The organism is Gluconobacter japonicus (assembly GCF_015244665.1).
Lineage (GTDB): Bacteria > Pseudomonadota > Alphaproteobacteria > Acetobacterales > Acetobacteraceae > Gluconobacter > Gluconobacter japonicus.
Genome location: NZ_JABCQN010000005.1, coordinates 79,503 through 93,312, shown reverse-complemented (window position 1 = coordinate 93,312; position 13,810 = coordinate 79,503). Strand labels below are relative to the sequence as shown.

Genomic DNA, 13,810 nt, shown 5'->3' with positions numbered 1-13,810 from the left:
ACCACATGTTGTGGCACGTGAAGAGAGAGGAAATTTCTGCATGTCTCTTTCTGGTAAAATTGCCGCTGTAACCGGGGCGGCTCAGGGTATTGGCAAAGCTATTGCGCTCCGTCTGGCCCGTGAAGGCGCAGACATCATTCTGCTTGACGTCAAGCAGGAAACCGTTGAGCAGGCTGCAAAAGAAGTGGAAGCTCTTGGCCGCCGCGCCATTGCTTTGACTGCGGACATCAGTAACCGCGATGCATTTCAGGCCACCCTGAAAGATGCCGCCGATCAGCTTGGCGGCCTCGACATCATGGTGAACAACGCCGGCATCTGTCAGGTGAAGCCTATTCTGGACGTGACGCCGGAAGAAGTCGAGAAGATCTACCGCATCAACGTTCAGGGCGTTATCTGGGGTATTCAGGCCTCAGCCAAAATCTTCCAGGCCAGCGGCAAGAAGGGCAAAATCATTAATGCCTGCTCCATTGCAGGGCATGAAGGCTTCCCTCTCCTCGGTATCTACTCTTCCACCAAATTTGCCGTTCGCGCTCTGACCCAGTCAGCAGCCAAGGAACTGGCATCTTCCGGCATTACCGTGAACTCCTATTGCCCGGGTATCGTCGGAACGGACATGTGGGTCGAGATCGACAAGCGCATGTCCGAAATAACGGGTGCCGATATTGGCGCAACCTACAAGAAATATGTCGAAGGGATTGCTCTCGGCCGCGTTGAGACTGCCGATGACGTCGCAGGCTTCGTCGCATTCCTGTCCGGCAAGGACTCGGATTACATCACCGGTCAGTCCATTCTGATTGATGGCGGCCTCGTTTACCGCTGATCCAGGACCATAAAAAAAGGGCCGGATATTCTCCGGCCCTTTTTTATTTCAGGCGTCCCGCGGGATCAACCGACCACGCTGCCAGGCTTCGGCGGCTTCATCAGGGTCCTGCCCTTCTACGCCAATCATGTAATCCAACGCGCTCATGACCTTGTTGCCGAGCATCATTTCGGAAAGCTCGTCTAGCAGGTCCGTGTCCGCTTTGCGGGCTACGTCTTCACGCAGGATCATGCGGGCGGACATCTCCCCGCCCAGCAACTGACCCGGATCTTCAACCAGTGTCAGCAAAGACGCATGAAACACGGCATGAGGCTGCGTGGCCACGACAAGCGGCGCTTCCCCTTCAGACTGTGCTTTTTCCAATCGGGCGATCAGAGCCGCTTCCCCGACCACTTCCATCGGAAGAGCGGACAGCGCAGGAAGCTGCTTCAGGGCTTTTTCCAGAGCCTCGCGACTGTCATCGGCAACGATCACCCGATCAACGTCAGCAGAGGTCAGGGTATTGACCGGACCAAGAGCCTTCAGTGCAGCAAAGGAAATCTGTGGCTGGTACAAGTCTCCGATAACGCGGGAACCAGGCCCGGAGAATTTTTCGTCTCGCGGGAACCAGGCAGAGACCAGAAGATCAACTTCTCCCTGTTCCAGCGCGTCTTCAATATCTTCCGGATCAAGATCGACAAATTCGACCTCCACCTCATGCGCTTCGAGAACACGCGCGACCGCACTGGCGCACCCGGCATGAAGCGAGGTGTACAGATGGCCGATCGTCATTTGCGTCATGAGGCAGGTCCGTCAGTCAAAAAGTTGAAACGTGAGACCGTGAAATAGGCCTCACGCTTCGTTTTGTCACGACCCTTACCAGATCTTTACGCGCTGATCCGGAGCCAGATAGAGCTTGTCGCCCTCTTTCACGCCGAATGCATCATACCAGGCGTCGATGTTATGCGCTGGCATGTTCACGCGCGTTACCGCTGGAGCATGCTCGTTGGACAGCATCTGCTGACGCAGCGCATCCGGACGATCCTTCTCACGCCAGACCTGCGCCCAGCCCAGGAAGACGCGCTGATCGCCCGTCAGACCGTGGACCTTGGTTTCCGGCTTGCCATGCAGGGAGTCATGATACGCCTGCAGACCAAGATTCAGACCACCAGAATCCGCGATATTCTCGCCCATCGTCATCTTGCCGTTCACATGCGTGCCTGGCAGAGGCTCCTGTGCGTCATACTGTGCACCCAGACGATCTGCGAGCTTCTGGAACGCATCCGAAGACGCCTTGCTCCACCAGTCGTTCAAACGACCATGCTCATCGTAATGACGACCCTGATCGTCAAAGCCATGGCTCATCTCGTGACCAATCACGCCGCCGATGGCACCGTAGTTCACAGCCATATCGCCCTTCGGATCGAAGAACGGCGGCTGAAGAATGGCTGCCGGGAAGACGATTTCGTTCATCGTCGGGTCGTTGTAGGCGTTCACCGTCTGCGGCGTCATGCCCCATTCGTCACGATCTACCGGCTTGTCGAGCTTGTTCAGCTCATGCTGCCAGTTAAACGCCGCACCACGCACGGCATTGCCGTACACATCGCCCTTGCGCACGACGAGGTTGCTATAGTCCCACCACTTCTTCGGATAACCGACCTGAATGGCGAAATGATCCAGCTTGTTAAGAGCAGCCTTGCGGGTCGGCTCGTCCATCCATGTGTTGTGCTCAAGGCGATCATGGAAGGAAGATTTCACTTCCTGCACCAGAGACGTGATCTGGGCCTGCGCGGACGGCGGGAAGTACCGAGCCACATAGATCTTACCGATCGCCCAGCCCATGGCACCATTCGTCACACGGGTTGCACGCTTCCAGCGAGGGGACTGCTGCGCAACACCCGAGAGCGTCTTACTGTTGAAATCAAATGAGGCGTCCGAGAAGTCGTGCGACAGGTAAGTCGCCGCGTTGTCCGCCAGATGGAAGGCAAGCCAGGCCTGAAGAGTGCCGTAATCTGTGGCCTTCAGAACGCGGGCCATGGCCGCAATGCCTTCTGGCTCGCGCACGTCAACCTTGCGATCCGCCAGCCCTTCAGCCGGCAGACCCGCTGTGGTCAGGAACGCCGTCCAGTCGAAGTCCGGTGCAATCTTCTGAAGCTGGGACACTGGCATCGGGTTGTAGATCTTCAGCGGATCACGGGTCTGATCACGAGGGACTTCGACCTTCGCAAGAGCCGTCTCCAGATCCACCACAGCCTGCGCATTCTTCGCAGCGTTAGGCCAGCCTTCAAGCGTCAGCATCTTGGCGATATACGCCTGATAGGCCTTCTTCTTATCGGCCAGTTTGGGGTCTGTGTAGTAGCTGATATCCGGCAGACCAAGACCGCCACTGACACCAATGCTCATGCCCTGATCGAGCATCAGCATGTAGTGTTCGGGATCTTTCTGGTCCTGCTCAACGCCAATCTGGAACGTCGAGAACGCCATGGACTTCAGGGACGATCCAAAGGCTTCTGCAAGACTCTTGGCGTCACTGACCTTACGGATCTTTTCCAGATCGGCCGCCAGCGGCTTGGCACCAAGCGCGTCTACAGCCTTCTGATCCAGGAAGCTGGCATAGAACGTACCAATCTTGCCCATATCGTCAGACGGTTCTGCCGAGACGTGCTTCTGGGCTTCGCTCAGGATCGCCTTCTGACGCTCCATAGACAGCTCATAGAGAATACGGAACGGGCCGTAGCTGCTCATATCCCCTGGGATTTTCAGGTTCTTGAGATAGGTGCCGTTGGCATATTCGAAGAAGTTGTCGCCTGGCTTCACGCTTCGGTTCATGCCGGCTTCATCGAAGCCCCAGCCTGAATTGTAACCGGCAGCCTGCGCGCTGACAGATGTCAGACCCATGGCCAGCGCAAGTAAGCTCGCGCCCTGCGTCAGGCGACGTTTAACAGAAACTGTAGTCTTCACATTATGCCTCATGTTCTGGCGATTGCCGTAGCATGAGGCATAAAAGATCACGTCGTCAAAAAGCCGTCCATACAGATCGAGACTTTTTGTTACTTTCCGCTTTTGCGGGAGGCCTTCCGGGCCTTTTCTGCCGGTGTCGACACAGCCAGCACATCATAGTCAAAAACCATAACCTTATCGAGATACGGGCCTGCAAACTCCTTGAACGCTTCATGTGCTGGATCAAAAAAGGCCGGGTCCGTCACAACAGGCTTGCCCACATAGTAATTGCGATCTCCTTCAGAACGAAACGTCACAAGGAAAGCCTGCTGTAGACCGCCTTCAACGCCTTCGCCGCTGTTCTGAAACCCTGTCTCCAGGCTCACGACAACAGGACGTCCATCCGGGCGGCGGCTGTCCTGCGCCAGATGCAGGAAGCGGGCTGCTACTTCGGCGCGCTGGGCGGGTGTCGCGTCCTTCTTGTACTTGAACATGACCATGTGACGCACCGTGCCAACATGCCAGTCCGCAGCTGTAAACTGGGCGTATCCGACCTGACGTGCCAGTTGCTGGCTCGCCACTGTTGCCCCTGCAGGCGCGTCAGTCTTGATCGGGCCGGACGTTGCAATCGGGAGGGAGTATGGGTCCGCTTTTGCGGCGAACCCCTGAGACAGTCCGACCACGGACATCAGGGCTGCGGCCCCCCAGATGAAGCGGCGGGACAGAAGTAAACGGACGTCCATTCTCAAGCTCCAGTATTCAAGACAGAAAATGCGCTTCTTCATGCCATGAAAACGCATTTGCCGTCTTGTGAATTTCAGTAAGGCACTCTGTCTGTCAGGCCGCGATCTGCTTTTGGAATGCCCGCTTGCGCCACTGGATCAGGCGATAAACGCCATTGGCCGCAAGTTTCTGAAGCTTTGAGTGGGGCGTAAAGCCGATCGTCTTGAAGATCATGGCCGTCACACGATCGATATGCTTCTGCTGATAAAACCCCATTGCCTTGGACATATAGGCTGCGATGCAGCGTTTGTGATCGTAGGGAACGTCCTCCCCTTCATTGGTCGTATGGTAAGCAGAGGCGAGTTCATCATCCTCGCTCTCCGTCACACGGCCAAGCGCAATACGGGTTCGCGCCCAGACGCTCAGCTTTTCGCGCTTCAGGTAACGATGCATATGATCGTAAAATAGCTTGAAGTGCCGGTATTCGTCGGCGGCGATCTGTTTGCAGATGGCTTTCAGAAGTGGTTCGTCCGTCGCATCCGCCAGAGCCGTATAGAACGAGGACGTCCCCGTCTCGACCATGCAGCGCGCGATCAGTTCGCCCGTGCGGGACCCACGGATGGACGCATCAACGTCTGCATCAATCTTGTAACTTGCCCTGTAGCGGTCAAAGGCTTCTTCATAGTCCCAGCTTGGGTCCGCCAGCATCGCCCAGCGACCCAGCGCATCACCATGCTGCACTTCTTCCACCGCCCAGTTGGCCGCGGCAGCACTGAAATCAGGATCGCCTACAAAGACCCGACGCAGATATTCCGCGTAGTCCAGACCGTTCTTTTCCACGACTGAAGCAGACTTCACCAGAGGAATGATATCCGGGTCCACGCGGGATGGATCAAAGGAATCCCAGTCCATCTGCTCGATACGCCAGTGTTTCATTGCTTTGCCTCGTCCGTTTTCCGGCTCATAATCATGACGATGAGATGACACGCCGGGGCCATTTTGGGTAGGTGTGACGCAACAACGTTGGAGAAAGCCCCGTGACGGCTCAGAAAATGACACAGCCAGACGTCCGCCACGACTGGACGCGCGCTGAGGTTGAAGCACTGATTAACCTCCCCTTCCCGGACCTGATGTTCCGCGCCCAGGAACTGCACCGTCGTTATTTCGACCCCACAAAAGTGCAGATTTCCACGCTTCTTTCGATCAAGACGGGTGGCTGCCCGGAAGACTGTGCCTACTGTCCGCAGAGCGCACGCCACGAAAAAAGCGTGAAGGCCGAACGCCTGATGGCGCTCGACAAGGTCATGAAAGAAGCTCGTGCCGCCAAGGCAGCGGGTGCCGGCCGATTCTGCATGGGCGCAGCATGGCGCTCCCCGAAGGACCATGATCTCGATTCTGTTTGCGAGATGATCGAAGGCGTCAAATCCCTCGGCCTCGAAACCTGCGTCACGCTCGGGATGCTGGATTCCACGCAATCCCAGCGCCTCAAGGATGCCGGGCTGGATTATTACAACCACAATCTCGATACGTCCGAAGAGTTCTACGGCTCCATTATCTCGACCCGTACCTACCAGGAGCGTCTCGATACGCTGTCCAATGTGCGAGATGCGGGCATCAATGTCTGCTGTGGCGGTATTGTCGGTATGGGCGAAGACCTGTCTGACCGCGCTGGCCTGTTGATGACACTGGCCAATCTGCCGAAGCATCCGGAAAGCGTGCCGATCAATCTGCTGGTGCGCGTCGAAGGTACACCTCTAGGGGACGCCGAAGCCGTCGATCCGATCACCTTCGTGCGTATGATTGCCACGGCCAGAATCATGATGCCGCAAAGCCATGTCCGTCTTGCTGCTGGCCGTGAGAATATGACGGATGAAGCCCATGCCCTGTGCTTCCTGGCTGGTGCGAACTCCATCTTCTGCGGTGAAAAGCTTCTGACGACGCCGAACCCCGCAGAACACCGGGACCGTCAGCTTCTGTCGGCTCTGGGCATGACGCCAATGGTGCAATCCGAAGCGGAAATGGGCACGCTGCGCCCTGCCGTTCCAGAGGTTGCTGCCTGCGAAGCCGCACTGTCCTGACAGATGAGCCTGAAGCACCTCAATCTGAGGCACTTCAGGCTTTTTTCTCTTGGCGCGGCTGCCGTTCTTTTCTAAACCCTCGCCCTTCGCGAATTTGGGACGGGACCAGCCAGCATGACGACGCATTCTTCCACAGCGCCAAAAATTCGCGTCGGCATCGACTTCGGCACGACAAACAGCGTTGTGGTCATTGCAGATGAGCACGGCACGACGCAGCCTGCCGTCTTCAACTTCATCGACAGCCCGTCTTCCGAAACCTGTCGGACCCTGCTCTGCCTCTGGCTCGATCAGGATGGAAAAAAACGCGTTCTTCAGGACGCCATCGGGCTCGATGCGATCGAAGCCTATCTGGACGATCCGGCGGAAAGCCGCCTCATCATGTCCATGAAGACCTATCTCGCTCAGGGCTCCTTCCGCGAAACCCGCGTCTTTTCCACCACCATGACGCTTCAGAACCTGATTGCCCGGTTTCTTCGCTCCCTTCTGGACAAGGCAGGAATCAGCCCGGATCAGGTCAGCGCCACGATTGGTCGCCCCGTGCGTTTTGCCGGTGAACTTGCAGACGACGAACTGGGCGTAAAACGTCTCAAGGAAAGCTTTGTCGAAGCCGGCTTTGCCGAACCCAATGTTGTCCTTGAACCGGAAGGTGCGGGATGGCGCTTCATGCAGCGTCTCGATGCCCCCGCGACTGTTCTGGTGGGAGACTTTGGTGGCGGGACCAGTGACTTCTCCGTCATGCGCTTCGACCCACACGGTTCTCCCCGCACAGTCACGCTTGGGCATTCAGGCGTTGGCATTGCGGGAGACCAGTTCGACTTCCGCATCATAGACAATGTCATCGCCCCGGCTCTTGGACGGGACACGACCTACCGCGTCATGGGTGGGCAGCCCCTTCCCGTTCCGATCGAATGGTATGCGAGCCTGGGCCGCTGGCACCGCCTGTCCCTGATGCGCACGCCACAGACCCTCCGCAGCATTGAAGATGTCGCAAAGACAGCATCCGACCCGCAGAAGCTCCGTAATCTGCTGCGTCTGATCGAGGATCAGGAAGGGCAGAACCTCTATCGAGCCATCGGTCAGGCCAAGACCGAACTTTCCCGGCAGGACAGCACCGTTCTGCGCTTTGCACACAAAGATCTTAAAATCGAGCAGACAATCACACGTGCCGATTTCGAAAGCTGGATCAGCCCGGATCTGGATAAGCTGGCCGCCGCTATCGATGACGCACTTGAGCGAACTGGATTGGGAACAGCCGGCATCGACCGCGTCTTCTTAACGGGTGGAACGTCGTTCGTGCCTGCCGTGCGTCAACTGTTCATCGACCGCTTCGGGGCACACCGCGTCGACGGAGGCTCGGAGTTCGTGTCCGTTGCCGAAGGTCTTGCGCTCATTGAAGTAGAAGCAAGCGCCACAGCCTAAAGGCTACAAAACTGCTGCCTCAGCCACGATCAGCGAGCAGTGGCAGCGCGGACACTTGTGGTGGAGACTGTGATGGACGCTTTCTCCACATGCCCGGTTTCCTGCACACTGCGGCTAGATAGCTCCTGCTGGCGCAAGGCTGCGGCAGTGCTCATGTCTCCCTGTGCCTCGGCGGCCTGAGCGGCCACGAGAAGGGCGCGCCGCATCCCCTCATAATCCTGCGCATCCCGTCTTTTCTGCGTGAGGGACATGGCCTGATCCAATGCGAGTGCAGGCTCATGATTGAGGAGGGCCAGACGCGCCGCCAGATCCTGATGATCCAACATCGCGGCAGTCTCTTTCGAAGGCGCCAACAATGCTTCCATCCGGGCCAACTGTATTGCGTCTTTCTGATCGGCCGCGCCCAGACCAGCCAGATAAGCCGCCCGGTTGCGGACCTGCACATCCGGTGATTGAAGCGCGACCAGAGCAGAGGCCTCCGATCCCGTCAGATCATGTTGCCGGTACAGGGCTGCACTTCTGACAAGCTCCAGGTCACTGGCCTGGCTATACTGACGGAGTTTCAAGGCTTTTTCCGTCCGATCCAAAGCCGTCAAAGCGTCCGCGGGCCTGTTTTCCTCCAGTAACGCAGTGGCGAGATTGAACCCCGCATCATGAATCTGAGCAGCATCATCCCGGATCAGGGCACGATCCATGGCGGTCCGATACTGAATTTCGGACTGGTCTGGATGACCAAGCTCGAAAGCGCTCCGACCGGTTTCCATCGCATTTTCATAACCCTGATCCGGATCAGGGCCTTTGCTGACTGAGGAACATCCGGCCATCAACAAACACAGAACCATCATGCGCTTCATGGTCGAACGGCCTCTGCTGGCAGACGATGAGACGGTGTTTTCTGTGCACTTCCTCCGAGGAGCCACAGGCTCCGCAACTGATCTGTCAGCTTGCGCAGACTGTTTGCACTCGCTTCCGCCTGTGAAATCAACGCCGGGATCTGGGCCGTAGCTGCATTAGTATGGGCGATCGTTTCCTGAACCTGCGGCATGCTCTTTTTCAGTGTTGCAGACGCAGACCGGGCGTTTTCCATCGTGCCATCAGCCTTGGTCATGACCCCCCCAAGCTGCTTCTCGATCGGCTGAAGACGCGCAATGACCTCGTTCAGATTTTCCAACGCCTGATTGGCGCGCTGAAGCGTGTCATCCTTAGACAAAAGACCGCCGACAGTGCCCTTACCTGCCCGCATATCCGTCAGCATGTCGTTGACCTGTTTGGTGATGGCCTGAACGCTGTCCATGGCAGGGACCAGCTTGTTCCGAACGTCTGTGACAGTCTGGGTGATGACGTCCGCCGGATTGGCTTCTACCGTCGCGTTCAGAACGGCATAGCCCCAGTCCATGTCTTCCCCTCTCCCTCGCCCCAACTCGATATAGCTTGCACCAGCGACAACAAAACGGTGCCGGATGACGGCGGAACTGTCCTGCTTGATGAAGGGTACAAACTGCGGTTCGATATAGCCTTCTGCGTACATGCGCCCTGTGCTGTTCAGGTCCAGATGACGGATTTCACCGGCATGAACGCCCATAATTTCGATATCATCGCCAATCGCGAGGCCAGCAACGCCTGTTTCTGGCAAAACGAAATGGATCTTTTTTTCCGGCGTCAGCCACTGCTTGAGGAAACCAGCTTCCGCAACGGCAACAGCAAAAAGAATGATGGTCGCAAGAACAAGCAGCCCAACCCACTCATCCGCATAGCGGTTCTGGAAAAGCGGGCGGGCAGTGTCGGGGCGGCGTACGCGAAACATCAAGACCCTCGCATCGAAAACAGTCCATCATCGTAAAGACGCAGGCGTATGCTCGCATCCGTTTCATAGGCCCGCCAACTGGTGTCATCCGGTGCGAGCCAGACAACCGCACAGCCACGATCCCGCGCATCGGTCAGAGCCGACAGAAAAGCGTTCAGAAGGGGGGGATTGGCGTCCCCCATCGGGTTCTCAAGCAACAGCAGGGACGGCTCCCCCAGGAAGGCCCGCACACAATCCGCACGGCAGCGATCCAGTGGAGATAACTTCCCCGGCGAGACAACAGGCAGTCCGGGCAGACCAAACTGCATACCGAGCTGAACCGCCCGCTGCATCAGGTGCTCTTCGGGCACACGGGTATGATACAACTGCGGCCAGAGAATGTTCATGTGCGTGCCATACAGGTCGATCCAGCCACCATTGGCTACCATCCGGCCGATACGTCCACGAAGGGCAGCGGCCCGGCGTTCATCCAGATCAGACCATTCCAGACCCATGCACCGGGCCAGTCCGTCCTCCAGATCCACCAGGCCAACGCACATATCTGCGAACAGACTGGCCTGCTGCATATCGCGGCATTCGATCAGGGCGCAGTCTCCGGGATTCAGGCGCAGATTGTAGCGCACGGAAGCCAGTCCACTCCCGTCGAAGCGAGGACGCGCGTCCACCAGTTCGAGAACCGGATCAAGAATGGTCAGTTCAGTGACGGGTGCTTTGCTTTCGTCTGCCATCTCAATCCAGCCAGACGCTTAGAACGACGTTGATCGTCATGATGGACAGAATGCCGCGTGCAAAACCGCGCGGCAAAAGAGAGGCAAGATCATCTTCCGTTGTAGCGTCCATGCCGGACAGGCAGGAACACACACCGACAGTAAACCCACTGAAAATGAACTTTGCCGGAATAGCAAAATAGTCCACCGGGTGCATACTGCTCACGACCTGATCCAGAAAAGCCCAAACCGGCATGGTAATAACGTCTTCCACCCGGCAGACAGCATATCCCACCAACAGGGCTGTCAGACTGAAGATAATCCCCAGCGTAAAGCCACTGATGGTCATGGCAAGACTTCGGGGCAGCAGAAAGGCCACGAACGGGTCAATACCCATCCCTGTCAGTACCCGCATCTGACCACCCGTTGTGAGTGTTCCCAGTTCCGTCAGCATCAGCATCCCGGACCGACCCAGCAGGATGACACCCACAAGAACCGGCGCAATTTCACGGACCATGACGGTTGAGAGAATGGAGCCGGTCATCTGCGCCATACCAGCAAAGCCCAGCCAGTAAACCGCCTGAGCCACAATCCCGAACCCGGTCAGGGCCGCAGTGACCAGAACACTCAGCAATCCGCCGCCGGTCGCCTGCTGGAGCGAATGCCAGAACTCTATTCGCACGGTTCTACGCCAGGATGTCGGCGACAGCCCAAGCCGCAACACTCCCCACGCAGCCCCGATGACCATAAGCGTAAAGCGCATCTGGGCACGCGTAACCCGTCCCAGAGAAGCAAGTGCATTCTGAATTCGGGAAATACGCTCGAAGCGACTTCTCATCGCCGCCCCGCCAGAATGAAGCTACGCGTTACGCCGCTATTGGGCAGATAAAACATCCCGCGTGCGCGAAAAAGAAAATGCTCCCGAAGCTGGAGATAAGCCTGCTCGGAAACCTGAATTGTTCCCGCATCCGGTGCACTCGCAGCCAGCAACTCGGCAACATTGATGGCTTCACCCCACAGATTGAAAACGGCAGGATCACGGCCCAGCATGGCCGCCATTACAGGCCCGACGTCAATGCCCACGCGGAAGACCGGATCAATATCCACCGACGCCAGAAGCGACAGACACGCCTCACGGATAGAGACTGCCGCATCTGCAAGACGCAATACGGCGTTCAGGTCCGGCTCTTGTGAGCAACCGCCCACCAGCACGAGACGGTTGCTGACAACCTGTACGGAAAAAAGCCCCGTCTCCCGTGAGATGCGCTGGATATCCTCACTGAGCGACGACACCACTTTCATCGCTCGCTCGGCGCTATGACGATCCATGGCATAAGGGTCTGCAAATGAAATGACCATGACAGGCACCTGCGGATAAATCCCGCTGGGCACGGCTTCATCCTGAACACCGGATGCTGGCGGCAGAAGAAATCCTTCGTCGTAACGCGTGTCTTTCAGTTGATGGGTTACGCCTGGGCGGGCATCGGTCTGATGATCGCTCTGATCCAGAGCCTGCGAAAAGCGCAAAGCCACAACCGACGAAACAATCGCTACGATATGTTCCATCGCATCCGCTCTGGAGGGATTTTCCAGCACGATGGCACCCACAGCCTGATGACCACGCATGACGGGATGAAACACCAGCGATGTGGCTTCAACGGACCTCATGATGATGCGCTGGAAATTCTGGCTGCGCTCATCCTGTCGCGCGTCGTCAATGGACAGGGAATGTCCTTCAAACAAGGCTTCAAACAGCAGGGCATTTTCACGCTTCGTAATCTCGATGCCCGTACTGTGAACATCCCTGACAGGATCAAAAGCATCCTCACAGAGCAGCCGCTCTCCATCGGGGAGCAGTCGCCACAGGCTGGCACGACGCGAATTTGTGCGGGCCGCCAGGGCTTCCGTCAGGATCGGGACATCGTGAGACGCTTCGAACAGATCCGGCGTACTGGCAATCTCGTAAAGCGAAGCATTTTCCGCGCGCATCTGCTCACGACCGATTTCAATGCGCTTGCGAAGGCGTTCGATGCGCCGCCCCTGAATGATCAGCCCCAAAGCCAGCAATGATGCAAGCCCGACGACCAGCGCTGAAAACCACATATTCTGCCGACGCGCTGTAATCGCAAAGTCTGAGAAATCGTTTTCGGGAGCATTCAGCAACAATACCCATCGGCGATGCACGAACGGCAAAGCTGTCGCAATGGTGACGTAATTTTTTCCTCGCGCCGCCACGAGGCCCGGACCGGGGCCTTTCACTTTGAAGGTATTCAGGGCGCGGATGAAAACTGGCTGCGTCTTGGGGTCCAGATGCATGTTGGCCGGGTCAAAAGCCGGCTGCGTACCGTCATCACCCGCTGTCTGACCGGCGATGATCTGACCATGCATATCGACGATGACAGCCTTGCCGCTTCGCCCGACCTGAAGGTTACTCAGAAAAGAGGTCAGTCGATTGAGGGCAATGTTGGTTGCAAAAACAGCCTGATGACCGTCGCTCGTCTGAAAAGCCATGGAGGCAGTAATGGTAAACTCCCGAGCAGCCAGATAGGCGTAGGGATCCGTCCAGTAGAGGGCCCCTTCTCCACGCCCGATCCGCTTGATGGCTCCCCGGAACCATGGCCGGACCGTAACATCATATCCTTCCGCCGGATCAAATCCCGTCCCGATTGGTTTGCCGCTCTGGTCAACGTAAGTGTGACGATAGACACCATGGCCATTCTCGATCTGAAAATGAGTCTGCTCGTAATCCTTGCCGTGCCGGGTAACCATCCAGAACTGCTTCTGATCACTGGCCAGATAGAAACTGTCGACCTGCGGCATGTGCGCCAGCATGGAACGTCCATAGAGCATGAAGGCATCTGGAGAAGCGTCCGTAAGTGGCTCACGGAACATATCCTGCGCGATGGCAGCACTGTCTGAAGCAGGAGAAAGATAATTCCTGACTTCTTCCGTCACATATTTCTGCTGGCTTCGCAGCAGATCGCTGGACAGGGAAATCGCTCCCTGACGGGTTGTCCGGTAATTATGAAGGCTGATGGTAATAATTGCCGCAATAACAAGCAGAACGCCAATAATTGGACCGAGAAACTGCAGGACCTTCTGCCGGCTACTGGCAGGACTCCGCGTAGGGTCAACAATCTCAGCGGCTGACAAGGGCTTTTACTCCGGGATGATGGATACTCTGATGTTATTCCCAACATTCAGTAACATGCCAATATCTCTTGCTCCATGATGGATCGCAACCCGCCTAACGGGTGACAAACGCATGAGACCATAAAATTTTTACTTTTCGGCAATAAAATTTCGTCAATTCCTGACCCTGTACAGAAAGACTATAATC

General features: G+C 56.8%; 12 protein-coding genes. 3 read left to right on the top strand and 9 right to left on the bottom strand.

The features are described 5' to 3' along the window. Nucleotides 1–40 precede the first annotated feature (40 nt). On the top strand, nt 41–820 hold the full coding sequence (locus HKD32_RS11135; RefSeq protein WP_034881654.1) for an acetoin reductase: 780 nt from the start codon (nt 41–43) through the stop codon (nt 818–820). 48 nt (nt 821–868) lie between these two features. On the opposite strand, the gene HKD32_RS11130 is transcribed toward HKD32_RS11135, so the two are convergent. The 4 genes from HKD32_RS11130 to HKD32_RS11115 form a co-directional block, all read right to left on the bottom strand. Beyond that, nucleotides 869–1,600 (bottom strand): glycine betaine ABC transporter substrate-binding protein, encoded by a 732-nt coding sequence (locus HKD32_RS11130; protein WP_062502383.1) that lies wholly within the window; start codon nt 1,598–1,600, stop codon nt 869–871. A gap of 75 nt (nt 1,601–1,675) precedes the next feature. After that, nucleotides 1,676–3,835, bottom strand: a complete 2,160-nt coding sequence (locus HKD32_RS11125; protein WP_194258015.1) for a M13-type metalloendopeptidase — start codon at nt 3,833–3,835, stop codon at nt 1,676–1,678. Between the two features lie 14 nt (nt 3,836–3,849). Then, entirely contained in the window at nt 3,850–4,482 is a 633-nt protein-coding gene (locus HKD32_RS11120; RefSeq protein WP_194257996.1) for a Dabb family protein, read from the bottom strand. Between the two features lie 94 nt (nt 4,483–4,576). Beyond that, on the bottom strand, nt 4,577–5,398 hold the full coding sequence (locus HKD32_RS11115) for an acyl-ACP desaturase (protein ID WP_062015936.1): 822 nt from the start codon (nt 5,396–5,398) through the stop codon (nt 4,577–4,579). A gap of 116 nt (nt 5,399–5,514) precedes the next feature. Between HKD32_RS11115 and bioB the strand changes: the two genes are divergently transcribed. Then, a complete protein-coding gene (gene bioB, locus HKD32_RS11110; RefSeq protein WP_061929423.1) occupies nt 5,515–6,540 on the top strand; it encodes a biotin synthase BioB in 1,026 nt (341 codons plus the stop codon). Between the two features lie 114 nt (nt 6,541–6,654). Then, nucleotides 6,655–7,959 (top strand): Hsp70 family protein, encoded by a 1,305-nt coding sequence (locus tag HKD32_RS11105; protein WP_010502495.1) that lies wholly within the window; start codon nt 6,655–6,657, stop codon nt 7,957–7,959. 29 nt (nt 7,960–7,988) lie between these two features. Here HKD32_RS11105 and HKD32_RS11100 read toward each other — a convergent pair whose 3' ends face one another. The 5 genes from HKD32_RS11100 to HKD32_RS11080 are packed head-to-tail and all read right to left on the bottom strand — an operon-like array spanning nt 7,989 to nt 13,623. Next, entirely contained in the window at nt 7,989–8,813 is an 825-nt protein-coding gene (locus HKD32_RS11100; protein ID WP_194257995.1) for a hypothetical protein, read from the bottom strand. Then, nucleotides 8,810–9,763 carry an MlaD family protein gene (locus tag HKD32_RS11095; protein WP_062025002.1) on the bottom strand — a complete coding sequence of 318 codons (954 nt, stop codon included), beginning with the start codon at nt 9,761–9,763 and terminating at the stop codon, nt 8,810–8,812. Before HKD32_RS11095 ends, HKD32_RS11100 begins: the two co-directional genes overlap by 4 nt. Continuing rightward, nucleotides 9,763–10,491: a P-loop NTPase family protein gene (locus HKD32_RS11090; protein WP_061931791.1), complete on the bottom strand. Its 729-nt coding sequence runs from the start codon at nt 10,489–10,491 to the stop codon at nt 9,763–9,765. The genes HKD32_RS11095 and HKD32_RS11090 overlap by 1 nt, the downstream gene beginning before the upstream one ends. A gap of 1 nt (nt 10,492) precedes the next feature. Beyond that, nucleotides 10,493–11,308, bottom strand: coding sequence for an MlaE family ABC transporter permease (locus HKD32_RS11085; RefSeq protein ID WP_061931789.1), 816 nt, complete (start codon nt 11,306–11,308; stop codon nt 10,493–10,495). After that, nucleotides 11,305–13,623, bottom strand: coding sequence for a cache domain-containing protein (locus HKD32_RS11080; protein WP_061931787.1), 2,319 nt, complete (start codon nt 13,621–13,623; stop codon nt 11,305–11,307). The genes HKD32_RS11085 and HKD32_RS11080 overlap by 4 nt, the downstream gene beginning before the upstream one ends. Nucleotides 13,624–13,810: the final 187 nt, after the last annotated feature.

Excerpts from the sequence above, each read along its gene's own strand:
- HKD32_RS11135 (WP_034881654.1), top strand. The coding sequence starts at position 41 with ATGTCTCTTTCTGGTAAAATTGCCGCTGTAACCGGGGCGGCTCAGGGT.
- HKD32_RS11130 (WP_062502383.1), bottom strand. The coding sequence starts at position 1,600 with ATGACGCAAATGACGATCGGCCATCTGTACACCTCGCTTCATGCCGGG.
- HKD32_RS11120 (WP_194257996.1), bottom strand. The coding sequence starts at position 4,482 with ATGGACGTCCGTTTACTTCTGTCCCGCCGCTTCATCTGGGGGGCCGCA.
- HKD32_RS11115 (WP_062015936.1), bottom strand. The coding sequence starts at position 5,398 with ATGAAACACTGGCGTATCGAGCAGATGGACTGGGATTCCTTTGATCCA.
- bioB (WP_061929423.1), top strand. The coding sequence starts at position 5,515 with ATGACACAGCCAGACGTCCGCCACGACTGGACGCGCGCTGAGGTTGAA.
- HKD32_RS11105 (WP_010502495.1), top strand. The coding sequence starts at position 6,655 with ATGACGACGCATTCTTCCACAGCGCCAAAAATTCGCGTCGGCATCGAC.
- HKD32_RS11100 (WP_194257995.1), bottom strand. The coding sequence starts at position 8,813 with ATGAAGCGCATGATGGTTCTGTGTTTGTTGATGGCCGGATGTTCCTCA.
- HKD32_RS11095 (WP_062025002.1), bottom strand. The coding sequence starts at position 9,763 with ATGTTTCGCGTACGCCGCCCCGACACTGCCCGCCCGCTTTTCCAGAAC.
- HKD32_RS11090 (WP_061931791.1), bottom strand. The coding sequence starts at position 10,491 with ATGGCAGACGAAAGCAAAGCACCCGTCACTGAACTGACCATTCTTGAT.
- HKD32_RS11085 (WP_061931789.1), bottom strand. The coding sequence starts at position 11,308 with ATGAGAAGTCGCTTCGAGCGTATTTCCCGAATTCAGAATGCACTTGCT.